Genomic DNA, 15,921 nt, shown 5'->3' with positions numbered 1-15,921 from the left:
TCTGTGAAGATAACGCCGATTTCTCGCGCATTTCTCTGACACCTGTGGAGATACTGGCCGATGCGGAGTTGGTCATTGCAGTTGCCATATCGGCAGCACCGGACGCTGCGTCTCTGCATTTCTCACGAATTCCGTTTAACCTATCATTCGTTGTCATCGTCGTTTAACACCCCGGAAGTTCAGGCTGACTAAGGAAAGTGAAAATGTATCAAACCGGTCAAAAGATTCTCCCGAATCGATAATAGTATGAAATTTATCTGTTTACATATAATATGTTCTAAATAGTTTGGCCGGGATATGGTCGACCGGCACCCCGCACTGATCACAAAGTCGCGATAGGGGTTCTCATTCCAGGGACCGATTCACCCCGGGTATATCGTCATGATGGGGATATGGGGACGACCTCGCCTGAGGGGAGACCATCGGGAGGGGGACCACTCCCCCTCCCTGATCTCGCCGTTATGACCTCTGTTTCGTCTCTTCTGCCCATAAAATACGGTGGTATGGCCGCCTTTTGGGGGACACCCATTTTGAGGATGTTGTGCGTATTCGGCAGGAAATTGCGCGATTTCGGAGGGCCTGGATGGGCGTTTTGTGGGGGCAGAGGTTCGGATATGATAGTGCCCGGGATCGAGGGGGAGAAGGGCGGGAAAAACGGCGGAAATCGGCGCGAATTTTTGGGGGGGGGCAGGGAAAGTCTCCCCTCCCGCAGCAGTGTATAGGAAAGGGCAGCCGGTATCGGTACCTGCCGGGCGGGAGCGGTCGCCGGGTTCTGTGATCCGCACATATCTGTCTCCATTGCGGGAGGGGATCATGTGCTCGTATCACGGCACACATGAGCACCGTGATCCCCTCACAGCGAAACGGCTCATTCCTTCTGGTACTCGTCACCTTTGCAGATGCGGCACGGCGGGAGGGTTTCGGTGGTGTGGTCGAGGGTGAGGACCTTTCCGCACCCGAGGCAGAGGTATCTTCCTTTGCCGGGTCTGTCGCCGGATGTGTATGGCATGAAGAGAGAACAGGGCGGAGGTCCGATAAAGGTGGGCTGTGCGGGGGCTGAAAGTGTGGAGGGGTCTGTCGATGGCCCGCCGTATTTGCTCAGGATCATTTTTGGTCGCGGGGGGCGCCCCCAGCTTCGTCGCTCTGGTCCGATGATTAAAGGAGGCCCGCGGTGCGATGCGATCAGGGCGAGGGAGCACGGCGAGCCGTCCCTATTTCGCGTTTCAGGACACGGCCTTCGGGAGCGGGGGATCAGGTCAACTGTATGCTGAACTATGGGTATGCGCTTCTCGAAGCCGAGTGCCTGTGGGTCATCAACAGCATGGGGCTTGATGCGCATGTGGGCTTCCTCCATGAGATGCAGCCGGGCAAGAACAGTCTGGCCTACGACATGCAGGAGTTGTTCCGGTTCCTGGTGGATCTGGCGGTGATCAACCTCGTTGAGAGGGATGTGATGGACACGAAGGACTTCGTGAGGACGGAGAATTATGCGCTCCGGCTGCGGCCCACCGGAGCGCGGAAGGTGACGGAGGAGGTCAACGCGTGGTTCAACAAGACGGTTGAGTATCAGGGCAAGGAGTTGATGTGGAGTTATGTGATGCTGTTGAAATGTCGGGAGCTGGCGCACTATCTGACAGGCAAGAAGCGCAGTCTTGATTTCATGAAGCCGGAGTATCAGGTTGACAGGGTTGATACGGTTGATATACGCAAGAAGATCCTTAGCATCTCCTACAGTGACTGGAAAAAACTCGGTTTCTCAAAGGGAGCATTGCATTACATGAAGCAGAACGCGCAGGCTGATAAGCCGTTTTCCCTCAATCAACATGTTGTTGAGCGTTTGATGCAGTGGGATCAACTCAAAAAGACGCTTCCATCCTCATATTGATCTCATTTTCTTTTCATTCTGGTCGATAATTACCGATTAGTTTCACAAGATTGATGCGTAGTGGAGATAGAGACAACTATTAGCTTGATTTTCTTCGAAATCAACTTTCTGCACCCCCCTTTGTGTGCGAGGGAGAAGAGTGGAAAATGAGTGGAAAAATAGGCAGAAACGACCCTTGCCCCTGTGGGAGTGGAAAGAAATATAAAAACTGCTGCTATGGTAGATTCGATGATGTATTTTCAAAGGTTCCAAAAGCAGAATTTGGTTTATTAAAATCATATTTTAGAACCCTTAGAGGGGAGGATCTTATTGCCACAATTGGAGGGCTTCAACTTGTTCCTGAAAACGACTATCATGCAGTTAGACTTGAGGCTGCGGCTCAGGTAGCCTGCTCAATAAAAAGGTTTGGAGATACTTGTATTGACATCGAAGACTTTTGTCAGCATCTCAATAGATATCTCCCAACAATTAGCGATATAGGATTAAAGGAAGACCCCCCAGAACACCTTTTCACAGAAAATATCTCCTATTTAAATGGTGATAATAATGTTTATCCAAGCATCTATCACGAAGAAAACTTAATTCTTGAAAATATTTTCATTACTATTAATTCCTGTCAAGATGAATTCCCAGATGATTTCAATAAGGATGTATTGTCTAGGTCTTTAGCAATTTTGACTATAAGTAATGAAATAGCAAGAAGATTGGGCCATCGCCGATACATGGACACCCCTCATGATTGGACAAGCAAACGAGAGGATATCAGCCTTCCAACGGATAGTGAATTCATTACTTATAAAGACGCAGTAACTTTCCAAAAGAAGGAAATTGAAAAAATAATTCCCGCAATCAACGAGGTGATAATTCCATTCATCTCAGATATTGGAAGTGAAAAATTTCAAAATCTTGATCCTGGTAGTAATCAGTTAGCGATTTCACCGCTAGTTAACTTCGGCAGCGAGTTTGTTGTGTTAAATCCGATCTCCTTACTTTGTGCATTAAGGCACAACATAATTCAAACCGCAATAGAATATCATATCGAGTACGATTTTGCTAAATATTATCGTGAGATATTATGGTCAAATTCGCTTAAATATCTCTTTTTAATGGGCTATGATCTGTTGGACTATCTTTTCCCGCCACTCAACGAAACTCTACCCGTTGAGGAGGGATTATTTCGTATAGATTCAGATAAAATTGCTTATGTCCAATTAATTTGTGATCCTGTTGAAGGGTACGACATCAAAAATCCAAAGGGTGAATGGGATACAAAGGAATTAATTGAGAAGATCCGAAAGAGAGACATAGAAGTTCTTGGTAGTTTGAAGAAGGATCTAAGCAGTTCTACTGACATTTTTATTTTGAAGATTATCGGCCATATTGGGCGTGAATCCTATCTCAAGTATCAAAACATCGAACAAATACGTACACTACTGATCTCGGCTGAAAATTTAAAAATAATCAGTTTGTCTGGAATGTGTGATCGGCTCACGCTATGGAAATATGTTAAAGCCGCTTCAGATGCCTCTGATTACTATCATTATTTTTCATACTCTTTTCTTGATATATTTTCATTTTACCAAGAAAAAGACACACTAATCCTAGAATCTCGAAATTTTCCAAAAGTTGTACCAATACCTCCTGGTTTGGGAAAAAAACTTAGGCTAAAAGTAGCGCGTATGTACGATTCGCATCTTGTCCCTCTGGGAGAGGGGGATCAGACCATTTATGCTCCTGTGGTGAACGCTTATTTTGATTCACAAATTCCAATATATCAACTGGAAGAACTGGTTTCAAATTGTTTTGGGTATGAGGTTGAAGGTTACTATCAGCCACTTTGGATATTGTATTACGACACTGTTGACGAACTTGCATTTGAGACATTTGAAATTGTTAAGGATTTTACAAAAACAATTGCATATTGGCTCTCACAGTTCACCCCTGGATTAAAAGAATATCTTAAGCCTCTCGGAACCAATCCTATTCATATCTTTTTGAAGTGTGAGAATATTGAGAATTGGTGTCATACTAGTAAGGCATTCTTAGACAATAATAGTGGAGATGATTCTTTTCAAATCCAAATAAAAGGAAGAAATATCGTATTCTTCATTCCCCAAACCTTTTTAAAGCAAATAATAGGCTCGGACAATTCTGGCGAGCGTGTACTATTAAACGGGCTATTAAGGGCAATCTCCTACTTTATTGAAGGAGAATTGGGTGAGAGTTCTCTCACTAGCCAACAGATAGACAGTATAATTAAGAACTACGCGCCACTCGGAATTAAAAAGCAATTGCTTCTATTTTCTAATTTGAGCAATGGCCTTCTAAGTGACGGTAATTTCCCAGAACCGAGATTAATTCAGTATCATGATGTGCAAGAGCAATCGCTTGGTCTTATGAGTGAACTAAAAGAATGTAAATTCGCCGAAAATCTCACCCAATCTGAGAAAATTGAGATCTGTAAAAAAATTGTTGAAGTATATCTTAAGAGACTAAAATCGTTGGTTAAACAATACCGGGGGGATGAAATTCTAACAATTCTTATAGGGCTAAACGATTCAATTTTGCATATGGGGGAAGAAATGCATTTTTTGGTACCATATCAAATTGCTTGCTATCCCGACGATTCTGAATATCCAAAGACTGTGATGAAAAAACTCTCAAGAATCGACCAAACAATGTTATGTGTAAGGACTTTAATTGAAATAATAGTTGCTGAACCCCCATACGGGAATAAACAGTCAAATTCTGATGATATTGACAAAATGCTAGCAATTCTTCATAACTTCATAGATTGGGCTACAGCTGCTGATTTTTATTACAATCAAATTCTTCAGTCAGAATTTCAATACGGTGAAGCAGGCAGAATTTATATTCCAATGCAAGACTTAGAAGCCAAATATATAGCATTTCTCAAGGAGAAAACAAAAGAATACGTAGAGGGATCCTATGATGGTTATAAAGAAGTATTCGATTGCGAGAAAAAACAGGATCTTCCAAGGAAAATAGTATTACTTGAGGAGATGGACAAAGCTGTTTCAACCGAATTCGGATTTGATACAACTCAATTAAGTAGGTTCTTTTGTTGCTTAATTCATAGTACAGAATTATTTATTTGCCCAGAACAGCAAGGTCCTGTATATTCTCTTAATATAAGCGAATTCAAAAAACGTGTCAAACAGGCATTAAGCTGGACTGATCAAGATGTTAACCTAGCAATAAAAGAATTTTCACTTAAAAAACGAAGATCATGGGAAGACCCACCTAGAGGATACAGTTTTGAGGCAGATATTGCTCCTTGGAAGTTTCGCCGAAGGTTATCCCATACAAGGAGGCCGCTACTTATTGGTTCAGAACCCAAAGACGACCCCATCATAATGTGGGGGTCGTTACAGTCTGAAAGATCCCTCAAATATATTGCGGAATTGATTGCTAATGGAAGGTATGATGTAACATTTTCCACGCCAGAAATGAAATCTTTTATTCATAAAATTCTCCTCTTGAAGGGGGGTGAATTTACTAGTTACGTTGAAGAGTGGTTCAGTAAAAATTCAACGTGGTTTGTCAAGAAAAATATTGACATACCTATATCCATTGAGAAAAAATCGAATTGGGACAATTTAGGAGATGTTGACGTTCTCGGAATTGATGAAGTAAATGGTGTGATCTATTCAATAGAATGTAAAAATATCAATTTCGGGAGAAATGCCCGGGAAATGGCAAATGAAATTGTCAGATTTTACCACGGATCTGAAGAAGAGGATTCTTGGATAGCGAAGCATAAAAGGCGGGATACATGGCTCAAAGAAAACTACGATATAGTAATAAGATATTTTTCACGCCTATCAAAACAGTATCAAGTAAAATCACTGGTATTAACATCAGAGGCAATTCCCTCAGCCTATCTCCATGACTTGGATCCTGAAATTCCGATTATCTCCCTCAATCAAATTGAACGGGATGGTCTTGGGGTGTTGCAAAAAATGTAACATCGTACAGGCACATTGCTAACTCAAGGGCGCGGTTAATGATAAACAGATATTGGAGATCCAAGAGGGCATAAGGAATGTTCTGCAAAAAATGGACAGAACTTTGATCCTATCTTAGGGTTTCTTTTACTTATCAAAACTCAAACTTAGGTCAAACTGCCATTTTCCTTTTCATATCCCTCAATATAGTTTAAAAATTCACAACCAAAATCGGTTATTTCCAGCGCTTCAAAGGGAGCGATTCCAATCCGTCCCAATCCATCATCAAAGAGGAGGGACTTTGAGACTAGATCCTGAATGTAAAACAGATATTTTGACTGTTCGAGGTCATAATGCGAAGGTAAACGATGGGAGGAGATTATCGTTTTTTTGCTCCCTGCAGTTCCACCATCAACTAAATTGCGTTTAGGTATACCATCTTCAGCTGACGGATTTTCTCTGAATTTCCGATATTCGTTGAGTATCGTGATTTGATCTTCATTGATTTTCGATACGACATCAAGATACGTTTCTATAGTCCGAATGATAGGTGTTTTTCATGTCTTGAACAAGGATCATCTTGAAGCGATTGATTTTCTCCTCAGACCCCGTTAATAACACTTTTCGGATGATCGCCTCAAAGATGTCGCCAAACTCATCGCTTTTTAAGTAGGTAAAATCGATCTCCTCTTCCCGAACTGAACTCATATACTCTTTAAGCAATTCTATGAACTTGTTTAATCTATTCTGATACATCCGACCGCGACCTTCAAAAGCGATTTCGTCTAGGGCAGCACCAACAATGGGTATTGCACTCAAACAGACTTTCGCGCCAGATTTTTCACATTCTTTTAAGGCCATCATACTATCTTCAGAGAGGGATAGATACGTTTTCATCGCTTCAACTCCAGAATAGGCCCATTTAATCCATATTTAATGGCAAGACTAATAAATACTATACGTAGTGCTCATGCTCTACATCTCAGGTATCAGACTCTCCAAAACCTGCTCTTTATAGAGAAGTTTAAGTTGCTTGAATAACAGCGAAAAGAAGATACGATCTGAACAAGGTCTTGAATCCAAACTTCAGCAAGTCATGGGAACGACCGACCGATTCATGGAGGGTTGAACAGAGTCACTAGGTCTCTATTCCGATAGTGGCATTTTTCACTACTAACTATAACCCACAGAAAGAATGCGAGGGATGGGATTCGAACCCATGGACACCTTCGTGACCGGATCTTAAGTCCGGCGCCTTTGGCCGACTTGGCTACCCTCGCTCTCCTACTACATGGACAGCGGACGACAAAAAGGTGATGGCGGCGGAGGTGCGGCGGCAACCGACCCTGAGCGGTCGGAACATTTCGGGAACTCCCCCTCGCCCGGCCCGCATACTTTTATCATGCCCCTCCACCTATCGACGGCCGGGTGAGTCATATGGCAGAGGGAGAAAACGGGAATTTCTGGCTCGGCGTCGTCGTCGGGTGGGTGATCATGGTGATCGTCGACCTCGTCGTCCCGGTGGTCGGGCCCCTCGCAGGCGGGTTTGCCGCGGGGTACATCGCACGGGGGGGAGCGTGGAACGGCGGCAAGGCCGGGGCGCTTGCCGGCATACTTGGTGGGGTCATCGTCGCCATTCTGATCCTGATCGGTGCGACCGCCTTCCTTGGGGGCGTCGGCTTCCTCGCGGGGTTCTTCGTCGGCACCCTGCTCGTCGTCGGCGTCTTCCTGTACCTCGGCATCCTCGCCTTTATCGGCGGGGCCATCGCGGGGGCGATGCGGGACTGATCAGGTGTAATCCTTTTTTTCGCCCAGTTTTTCGAGCGCCCTCTCGACAGGCGTCTCCGGGCCGTGGAATGTCCGCTCCGTGATGGCGGTGAGGACGACATTCTCCGCAGGGTCGGACACCCTCTCGCTCCACGAGGCGTCGCCCTGCCAGACGCACTCGAACTCGTCCCTCTCCTTCGCCTCCTGCAGGGGGCCGACCGCCCGTCTGTCCCCGATCTCGCCGAGGGCCCAGGCCGCGACCCAGACATAGTCTGAGCAGGCGCTGGAGAGGCCCTGGATGAGGGAGTCGGCCGCCCGCGGGTCTTTCAATTTCCCGAGGGCCCAGGCGGCGGCCATGTTCAGGGTGAATGTCCCTTCTCCCACGACCATGGGGCCGGCGAAGTCCAGGGAGGCGATGAGAGGGTCGACGGCGCGGCTGTCGCCGAGATGGCCGAGGGCCCACGCGGCCTTCCACCGCACGGCGATATCGTCGTCGGCGAGTTTCTCTATCAGGGACGCCGCCGGGTCGTCGCCAAGGTCGGCGAACTCGTCTTTCCAGTCCCAGGACTCCTTCTCAAGTGCTCGGGTCGTGCTGCCCATATGCCGTGGACATATAGGCCATGCCATATATCTTTTCCTGGAGCGGAGAGAACCGACTTGCGGAGGACCTGGCCCGACAAAAGGGTAATGGTGATTCGGTATAAATGATGTACAATGATTTCCGGGATGGGAGATGGATCAAGAGAGGAAAGAAAATGTCCGGTGGTCCTGGTCCATGGGTGGAAGAGTCATCCTGGCGTCTGGAAACGCCTGGTCCCACAGATGGAGAGTGCATCGATACCATACTGGGTCTTCGACTACAGCGGAATGATGAGCAACACCCCGCTCACCGAGATCGCCGCTGCATTCGGGGACTATATCGCTCTGATGCGGGAGGAGACCGGTTATGCCGGCCCTGTCGATATGGTCTGCCACTCCGTCGGGGGCTGCATTGCCCGCTACCTCCTCGAAGTCATGGAAAGGGAAGAGAGAGTCAGGCAGTTGATCTGCATTGGCACGCCGAACAACGGGTCTTCCCTTTCAGAACTCTTCAACGATCCCGAACATGGCCCGCAGATTCTCGACCGCCTTGCCGGGGTCTTCGTGCCCCACCGCTATGATCCTGCCGACGACGTCATCGCCCAGGAGGTCCGCCCGCACAGCAGGACCATTGCCGCGCTGCGGGGTGCGAAGGGCCGCGACGACATCGCCTACAGGTTGATCCTCACTGCCAACCTCTCTGCCACGCCCGCCTTCTTCCCGTACTTCGAGGGGAAGACCTGGACACTTGGTCCTGAAGGGGAGTGGCAGACGACCTATGCCGGCGACGGCATCGTGCCGCACACCGATGCGTACCTGCCTGGGGCGGGTATGGACATCCTCCCGATAGACTCTGCAAGGCTGGGGGAGCACCCCGAATTGTACTGCCATATCACCCTGCCGAAGAACCCGGAGGTAATGGACAGGGTCATGGAGTACCTCCGCGACCCGGCGACGCGGCCGCAGGGTGTGTGTTCAGAGAGGGAGTGAGGGGGCTTAGGGGAGATCGTGCGAAGGGGTTTGGACTTCCCCTTCCCCGAAGATCAAAGGCAAAATCTGGTCTCAGATATTTGAAAAGGATTGACATCATGAGATTCAGGCAGGATGAAGTTGCTTGACAATCAACATTATCTTCCAGTCTGGATTTTGTTTGTACGGGGTGCAAGCGTGAAGGTGCGTCTTTTTTTCAGTGACGGATGGGAGAGCAGAGGGTAATAAGATCGATAAGTAGTGATTTCTTTAGAGTGTTTTAAAAATAAATTCATTCTCTGCCTCTTTTTATGATTCTTTTATGTCTCCTATCATACCGGGGCAATAATTTAAGCACATTTAAAGCTTCAATCTCTGTGTTAACGCCATAGATCCGATCTTCAGAGATCTCAGGGTACCTATTGCGGGAATCAATTTTCTGGTCGGCGAGTTTTCCGCTCCATCCTTCAACACGATATCCTATAATCAAGCGCTTTAAAGCCCAGGCATTCGCCATCTCAGAAAGTGTGCCTGCACCTCCACCGATTGCAATGACCGCATCTGCATTTGAAACTATAATATTCCGGCCAATGTCCAGACCAGTAGGTATACAAATATCGACGTACTGGTTTGCTTCACACGGATCATTGCCTGGGATAATACCTATTGTATCACCAGACCGATAATGGGAGGAATTTTTTGCCCCTTTTGAGGCTGCCTCCATAACTCCGCCAAGTCCACCGGTAATCAATTGAAATCCATTATCGATCAGACAACAACCAAGTTTTTCCGCCAGAATATATTTTTCAGAGTTTTCCGGCAAATTTGCATCACCAATCACTGCAATCATCTTTCGATCGGTCATAAAATTCTACGCTCCGTCTTGAATGAGTGTTTTGCATCAACAAATGCAATTTCAGCAATTTTTGTATCCGCTGAAATGACGATACCATTGAGAAATTCGATTGACTTTATCTTTTCACCAAATAAACTGTAGATTAAGGGAAAGAGAGTAATGTCATGAGCAACGAGGATTAATAACTCGCCCATGCCCGGTCCCGGATACTGCAACAAATACCCCAATGTCTCATCAGTATATTCATGCGGGTTCCGAAGGGTATTTCCGGGAATTTTCTCATCCAACCATTTTATGATGAGATTTGGCCACCCGAACGTGTTTCTTACCTTTACCAGATTATCGAGATTTACGACCGGACTTGTTATTGTCGGTTCGCATCCGAGAATCCTTGCCTGACCGTCAGAACAATATCCATCAAAAATTGACTGGGCCGTCATCTCCGCTCTTTTCGCTATGGTATGACCAAGGAGAAGTCTCTGTACAGAGGGGATTTGATTCATTGCTTCACCAAATTCTCTGGCCATTACAATGCCCTCCTCAGTAATTCCAACAGAATCACGAAGCTCGTCAGGAATCCCATTAAACGATTCTTTCTTTGAATGCCGAATGAGTGCGATTGTCCGACGATTTTTTGGTGCGTTTTTGATGAGATTAAGTACATAATCCCCGGGTTTCATTCCATACCGCCCCTTAAGATGCAGAAATCTCGGTTCAGGGGATTCTTCTCGACAATTTTAGCGATCATATCTTCCCGGCGGAGCCTGGTTGCCGGGTCTTTATTCCCCGTGGGTTCGTAGAAGTACAGAATCTTATTGACATAGAGCGGATGTCTTGCCATCTCAACCATGGGAATCATAAAAGCCCAGTCTTCGGCAAAGGAAATCCAACCGGTATCAATTTTGAAATAGGATTCCGGGATAGCATCAAAGAGATATTTCCTGAATGTTCTCAGGTGCTGCCAGACATTGCCGCCCCGTGCATTCCGGACATCCTCGAATATTGCTGGATAATCACATGATTTATCTGTTCGTATCATGGACCCTACGGTCAAATCTGCCCCCTGGCGATACTTTTCTCTGAGGCACTCGATGACATCAGTCCCGATGAGGGCATCGTCCATATCCAATGTGATAATGACACTGTCCGGATTTGAGCAGATATCTCGAATAGCAATTACATTGTTTTCAAGAGACGTCAGGGGGGAAAAATTGAGAAATGCACGGGCCCTCTCCCCCCATGTGGGTAAAAGGACTTCTTTGATATACTCGGGAACTGGATTCAAGGATCCTGCATCGATGAAGACCAGGCCAAAGCTGGAGTCTGTTTGCCGATCTACCGAATCCATACATCGTCGCAATTTTGAAATGGGAACATCTTTTCCACGGATGATGAATACACATTCATTACTGAGAGAACCGACCCAGTCATTCATTGTTCCTATGAGATCAACGGAATTATTCTGGATCTCTGGAATCTTCTTTTGTTCCGCAGACCCGAGCACAGTGAACCAAAAATTACCATTGGTTTTTGTGGTGTTGGGAACATGGATGAAAAATGTTCGCCGGTCTCCCCCACGATAGGACTGCCATTCTGATTGAACAAGTTTGGTATCGAGAGCACGATGCCAGGCAAGTTGAAGTGCGCCTGATTCATCTGCATCATTCGGGAGAGGAAGTGACGATAGAATTCGAGCCCTCGATATCAGCCCACATCGCACTTCAGTTCGCCATTTTTTCCCCTGACTATCCCGTGTGTATGGTTCATCATCAGATTTTGCGATATTGAATGAAACTGTAAGGGCATTTGGATCGGACTGGAAAATACTGACCATATCTCCCAGATAATCATGGTCACGGTCCATTCGTGCGATGATGCAGTCGCTATCCATATGGAGAATATAATCTCCCCGACACTGTTCAAACCCGAAAAGCGCCATAAAGGTCGGTTGACCATTCCGACTACGCGGGTTCGCTGAAGAAACATTAAACCATCTTATGTTGGTGTCTTCAATGATTGAGGGATCTTCAGGTGCGGTCACCACCATATCAATTATTCCTTCAGCAACGAGACGGTCAAGTTTCCTTTTGAAATCCATCAGGTTTGCCTGAGAATATTGGCGTGCGAATGGGCCCGTATAGTTATCCGTGACCACGATTTTTTCTAAAAAAGTCTGAGGTCCTTCCAATTGACTAACAATGTGTCGGATTTGAAGATCGATTGTCTCCCATTCCATTGCACCCGCACGGATGAGAAGTGAGACACTGTGGTTTTCCGGGATATTGAGAGGTTTTAACTTCAGGATGATGAAATCACTGGAAGGACAGAGGTTTTGAATGTCCAGTGTTTTGACTTCTTCAATTCCCGAGATTTCAAAGGCATGCTGGTGGAAAAGGTGTTTGTACCATGAGAACGGCCTGTGGCATTCATACCGAATCTTGCCGGTTTCCTTCATTCTTTTCTGGTAACAAAATTGTTTTTGATATTTCGTATCCTCAGGAAGGTCCAACTTGATATGGGTCTCAGATTCCGGAACAAATGATGAAAAAGGATTGCAAAGAGCAACAATTACTTCACCGTCATCTGAAACCAGCTTACGGATATTTCCCATGACCTCCTTTACTTCCGTGTTATCGCTGATTGTACAGAGAACCAGACTACAGACCACAGTGTCAAACTTCTCACCACACAATATCAGGTGTGCCAATTCGTTGGGGTCAACATAATGAGCTTTAATAGGGTTGGTAGAGTTCTTACGAAGGACTGAAAGATCTGGATCATACGCAAACACACGATACCCCATGTCTGCTAGTCTTTCTGCAATTGATCCTCTTCCACATCCATAATCAAAAATCCTTGTGGGACGGCTTTCAGCAACCAATTGAACTATTTTTTCGTTAACAAGATCATTTTTTGTTTTTTTCTTCGTAGCCTCGAAAAAATAGTTAAACCCACAGAGTTCAGGCAGGTCCGGGTCAAAGAGAGCGGTCGACATCAATTCTGATATATCTTTTCGGAAATACCAGCGGCACGTAAGATATGCCCTTCTGCACATCTGAAGGAATTCTTTTTCATTGTACGGAACAATCGAATCTCCGATATCTACCAATTTAAGCGTATCACCATTGACAATCAGGTTCTTTGGATGAAAATTTGTAAATGCGATGCCGGATTCTTTGCATTCATTCAGAATTGCGAGTATATCCTGGAGGTGACCACCCGAATATTCTTTATCGCCTTCATAGGACATGACAAAGATCAGTTCTCCATTTTCCTCAATAATATCGGTAAGAGAACTCAAATGGGGAAGAGAACTGCTGTTTAATACCTTTTTCCTGAGGATTTCAAGGCGGGCTTCCTGAAAATTCGCCAGGCCTGCATAGAAATATTTGTACACGTTTTTGCCATCAGTGAATACGGCTCCTTCATGACCATACCCTATGTTCCGCAGGGGAATCGATATGTCGCGATATCTTTTCCTAAGGATTCTTTCCGTAACCTGTTTTGCATATCTGATATGTTCCGGACAAATCTCCTGGGAAAGGTTGTGGTGATAGGTCTTCACATATTCTTTGAAATGACCGAGAAACAGATCCAGGTCAGTACGGTTCCAGCACTTCCCCTCATGATAGGTCTTCCAGATATTCTCAGGAGAGTAGAGTTGTTTCAGTGAGTTCAGGAATGAATGTACCTCGTAGATCCTCTGGACATCACAAAAGACTTCTGACTCTAATGTATTCTCAATTGAACCGATTAAACCCCGAATGCGATAGGCATTCATTACAAAATGGGAAAGTCTCCTATTCAGATGACTCCCGAACAGTGACGAGATCATTTCCCTGCCATTATTATCTATTGAGAGTCTGAGACGACGGGGAACGGAACCGGTTTCCTGAATTTTTCTCTCATAGTACTGATCCATCGCACGGATGAAGGCACTGCCATAAAAATCTGCAAGAAGTGTGCTAAAATCATGTGCCCGCGTCGTTTCAGATGTTCTTTCCTGCCGTACGGCAAGGGGGAATAAACCTACCCTGGTCGCCTTGATGCGATTGTTGAGGATACACCAGAACGTATCCCCGCGGCGGGCATTCAATTGTCCAATTCTGGGAGACAGGTTGGGAAATTCACGAAGACACTCCAGATTGAGAACGATGGTATTCCCTCCCCGAGGGATAATGGACGGCGATGATACAGACACTTTGCTACAGGATGAACAGGGTTGGGTTATAACCGGACGGGAGATATTTTTCCCAAACCCGATTTCAGGGATCTTCTGGATGAGATCATCAATTGTCGGGATTTCCATCAGTGATTCTCGAAAAGGCAATTCAAGGTGTGCAGTGTGTTCGCCCGAATAGTCATAGTAATAATCCGGAAATTTCCCAGATAAGTTATCAGTCTGGTGAATATGCTTGATTTGAGTATTTTTTTGCCCTGAAGATTCAGAGACTAGTACCTGTTCCCTGCGTTTCAATTCTGAGAAAATATCGAGAAGTTGAACCCGAAGAGTACTATGCACTGGGAGCGGCGCGTCGCCGGTTATTTTTCCAACGGCGATGCTAATACCCTGACTTTTCAGTCTCACTATTGTGTCCTGCACATCCTGATAGGACAATTTGACAATAGTATGCTCATTTGTGAGATATTCGAGCCTTATGTCGTCGTCCAACACCCATACAACAGAACCGGGTATTTTTTTGGCCTCTTTGTAAAGATGGTGATGAAGGACAGTCCTTCCTGAAGAAATACCCTTCCGTTGTTCTTTATCCTGCAGATATGATCCAAATACTCCTGCATCACATTCTTCATCGATGGTTTTTCTGCTGATCAGCGTGCAGTTCAGCGATCGATACTGTTCGCGACCAAGCAACTGTTTGAGAACTTCGGTTGATGGTGTGTTGTCACAGATTACAACCCTTCGAATACCAGAAGAATCCCCAAAAAAAGCATGAAGATCGTTGAGGAGACTTTCAGTGGATGTCATCCGCGTCGCAATGAAACCAACGACCAGAGGAACTGTTGATTCGGTTTGATAACAACGTGGTCTGTCTAGAGGTATCGATTTGGCTCCATCAGGCATTCCAACGGAATGAATTTCACATCCAAACAGCTTCAGGGCACGATGCCTGAATGCATCCTGTTCCTGAGAGTTCATGCGTGGAGCATATTTGTTGTAAAATTCTGTTAAACCCTGAATCTTACGGGGGGACTGCGGTTCAGAAAGCCGGTTTGTATTGGGAAGAGCCCAGTGATGTACCAGATGTTTTTGAATATACCCAACCTTGCATGAACTCAGATCGAGTATTCGAATACATACATCCCTGTCTGTCGTACTTTCCAGATTTTCGTCAAACCCCCCTGCTGCAAGAAGTGTCGAGAACCGGACAAAAAGATTTGAACCCTGGACATGGGGATTTCCAACAAAAAAATCACCGACACTAAGAGCGTCAGGGATAGATAATCGCACCCCATCAACATCCTGCTTTTCATGACGGATAAGGCCCGATATAACAACATCCCGGTTTTCTGATTCGGCTTTTTCGAGGCAGAGGGAGAGATACTCCGGTTCCCACTCATCGTCGTCATCAAGAAGGGCACAGTATGTAGATTCAGGGATGTAATTATCTTCAATAAGAGTTTGAAGCCCTGTGTTTATTGCGCCGGAGAGATTTTTTGTCCTCTGATTTTCTATCAAGCGAATTTGTGGAAATGTCAGGGCAATCTCATGGATAATTCGATCTGTTGCTTTCTCGTGTTCGGAATCACAATCACTGACAACAAAAATTGTATCCGGCTGAGTTGTCTGACGGATAATCGAATGAAGCGCATTTTTCAGGGATTCCGGGCGGTTTTTTGTGGCAATAAGTACAGCAAGTTGCGTCATAATTTTCTCG

The 15,921-nt window shown here is 45.7% G+C and carries 10 protein-coding genes and 1 tRNA gene; 4 read left to right on the top strand and 7 right to left on the bottom strand.

The genetic code is table 11. From position 1 onward, the window contains the following. Positions 1-868: 868 nt before the first annotated feature. The gene (locus MEFOE_RS14030; protein WP_067051480.1) at positions 869-1,009 is read right to left on the bottom strand and encodes a zinc ribbon-containing protein; all 141 of its coding nucleotides are present in this window, start codon (positions 1,007-1,009) and stop codon (positions 869-871) included. A gap of 162 nt (positions 1,010-1,171) precedes the next feature. Between MEFOE_RS14030 and cas1 the strand changes: the two genes are divergently transcribed. Both cas1 and MEFOE_RS14215 read left to right on the top strand, forming a co-directional pair. After that, a complete protein-coding gene (gene cas1, locus MEFOE_RS09495; protein WP_268872623.1) occupies positions 1,172-1,885 on the top strand; it encodes a CRISPR-associated endonuclease Cas1 in 714 nt (237 codons plus the stop codon). A gap of 146 nt (positions 1,886-2,031) precedes the next feature. Further along, a complete protein-coding gene (locus tag MEFOE_RS14215; RefSeq protein WP_201785186.1) occupies positions 2,032-5,874 on the top strand; it encodes a YecA family protein in 3,843 nt (1,280 codons plus the stop codon). 498 nt (positions 5,875-6,372) lie between these two features. On the opposite strand, the gene MEFOE_RS09485 is transcribed toward MEFOE_RS14215, so the two are convergent. Both MEFOE_RS09485 and MEFOE_RS09480 read right to left on the bottom strand, forming a co-directional pair. Further along, positions 6,373-6,750, bottom strand: coding sequence for a hypothetical protein (locus MEFOE_RS09485; protein WP_067051475.1), 378 nt, complete (start codon positions 6,748-6,750; stop codon positions 6,373-6,375). A gap of 299 nt (positions 6,751-7,049) precedes the next feature. Continuing rightward, positions 7,050-7,133 (bottom strand) — tRNA-Leu (locus MEFOE_RS09480). Between the two features lie 157 nt (positions 7,134-7,290). Here MEFOE_RS09480 and MEFOE_RS09475 point away from each other — a divergent pair. Continuing rightward, a complete protein-coding gene (locus MEFOE_RS09475) occupies positions 7,291-7,641 on the top strand; it encodes a DUF5518 domain-containing protein (RefSeq protein ID WP_067051473.1) in 351 nt (116 codons plus the stop codon). Here the strand turns inward: MEFOE_RS09475 and MEFOE_RS09470 are convergent, their stop codons facing one another. Then, positions 7,642-8,220, bottom strand: a complete 579-nt coding sequence (locus MEFOE_RS09470) for a HEAT repeat domain-containing protein (RefSeq protein WP_067051471.1) — start codon at positions 8,218-8,220, stop codon at positions 7,642-7,644. A gap of 114 nt (positions 8,221-8,334) precedes the next feature. Between MEFOE_RS09470 and MEFOE_RS09465 the strand changes: the two genes are divergently transcribed. Next, a complete protein-coding gene (locus MEFOE_RS09465) occupies positions 8,335-9,189 on the top strand; it encodes an esterase/lipase family protein (RefSeq protein ID WP_328585451.1) in 855 nt (284 codons plus the stop codon). A 271-nt stretch (positions 9,190-9,460) separates the two neighbouring features. Here MEFOE_RS09465 and MEFOE_RS13415 read toward each other — a convergent pair whose 3' ends face one another. Genes MEFOE_RS13415 through MEFOE_RS13410 form a run of 3 tightly spaced genes read right to left on the bottom strand, consistent with a single transcriptional unit; the run spans position 9,461 to position 15,911 of the window. Then, complete coding sequence (locus MEFOE_RS13415) at positions 9,461-10,018, bottom strand: TIGR00725 family protein (RefSeq protein ID WP_235809601.1); 558 nt, start codon at positions 10,016-10,018, stop codon at positions 9,461-9,463. An 11-nt stretch (positions 10,019-10,029) separates the two neighbouring features. Continuing rightward, positions 10,030-10,704 carry a hypothetical protein gene (locus MEFOE_RS09460; protein WP_067051467.1) on the bottom strand — a complete coding sequence of 225 codons (675 nt, stop codon included), beginning with the start codon at positions 10,702-10,704 and terminating at the stop codon, positions 10,030-10,032. Next, on the bottom strand, positions 10,701-15,911 hold the full coding sequence (locus MEFOE_RS13410) for a glycosyltransferase (protein ID WP_083523408.1): 5,211 nt from the start codon (positions 15,909-15,911) through the stop codon (positions 10,701-10,703). Before MEFOE_RS13410 ends, MEFOE_RS09460 begins: the two co-directional genes overlap by 4 nt. Positions 15,912-15,921 lie beyond the last annotated feature (10 nt).

This window comes from Methanofollis ethanolicus (assembly GCF_001571385.1).
In the GTDB taxonomy this organism is placed as follows: Archaea; Halobacteriota; Methanomicrobia; order Methanomicrobiales; family Methanofollaceae; genus Methanofollis; species Methanofollis ethanolicus.
The sequence above is the reverse complement of the archived record's forward strand: the minus strand, read 5'-3'. Positions and strand labels throughout refer to the sequence as shown.

Excerpts from the sequence above, each read along its gene's own strand:
- MEFOE_RS14030 (WP_067051480.1), bottom strand. The coding sequence starts at position 1,009 with ATGCCATACACATCCGGCGACAGACCCGGCAAAGGAAGATACCTCTGC.
- MEFOE_RS14215 (WP_201785186.1), top strand. The coding sequence starts at position 2,032 with ATGAGTGGAAAAATAGGCAGAAACGACCCTTGCCCCTGTGGGAGTGGA.
- MEFOE_RS09485 (WP_067051475.1), bottom strand. The coding sequence starts at position 6,750 with ATGAAAACGTATCTATCCCTCTCTGAAGATAGTATGATGGCCTTAAAA.
- MEFOE_RS09475 (WP_067051473.1), top strand. The coding sequence starts at position 7,291 with ATGGCAGAGGGAGAAAACGGGAATTTCTGGCTCGGCGTCGTCGTCGGG.
- MEFOE_RS09470 (WP_067051471.1), bottom strand. The coding sequence starts at position 8,220 with ATGGGCAGCACGACCCGAGCACTTGAGAAGGAGTCCTGGGACTGGAAA.
- MEFOE_RS09465 (WP_328585451.1), top strand. The coding sequence starts at position 8,335 with ATGATTTCCGGGATGGGAGATGGATCAAGAGAGGAAAGAAAATGTCCG.
- MEFOE_RS13415 (WP_235809601.1), bottom strand. The coding sequence starts at position 10,018 with ATGATTGCAGTGATTGGTGATGCAAATTTGCCGGAAAACTCTGAAAAA.
- MEFOE_RS09460 (WP_067051467.1), bottom strand. The coding sequence starts at position 10,704 with ATGAAACCCGGGGATTATGTACTTAATCTCATCAAAAACGCACCAAAA.
- MEFOE_RS13410 (WP_083523408.1), bottom strand. The coding sequence starts at position 15,911 with ATGACGCAACTTGCTGTACTTATTGCCACAAAAAACCGCCCGGAATCC.